This is a genomic window from Oleiphilus sp. HI0080 (assembly GCF_001635135.1).
Window position 1 is genome coordinate 1 of sequence record NZ_LWFU01000850.1, and the last position, 411, is coordinate 411.

The following is a 411-nucleotide window of genomic DNA, read 5'->3' on the forward strand; positions in this document are numbered from 1 at the left end:
TATTCGCTGTTTGTGTTGGTTCTTCTGATCTAACTCAGAAGAGTAAAAAGTGTATCTGCACTTACCGGTTTCTTTTGCTTGATACATTGCTGCATCCGCATACTTAATCAGTTGTTCAACCTCTTCCCCATCATTTGGGAAGAGACTGACACCGATAGACGCGCCAAACTTAAACTCTTTACCTTGAAAGGTAATCGGCTTGCTCGCTAACTCTAAGAGATCTTCAGCTAGATGGACCATATCCTCCGCGCACTTCAAATGCGGAGCGATAACAGTAAACTCGTCACCCCCGAGGCGCGATAAGTGATCGGTATCCCGCACTCTTGATCGGAATCGTTTCGCAACCTCGATCAATAATCGATCGCCAGAAGAGTGGCCCAACGAGTCATTGATATGCTTAAAGTCATCCAG

General features: G+C 45.7%; 1 protein-coding gene. It reads right to left on the reverse strand.

Features of this window, described 5'->3' with window-relative positions; all coding sequences use genetic code 11:
- Positions 1-411: GGDEF domain-containing protein (locus tag A3751_RS17245; protein WP_156492574.1), on the reverse strand; the 411-nt coding region annotated here is incomplete at both ends.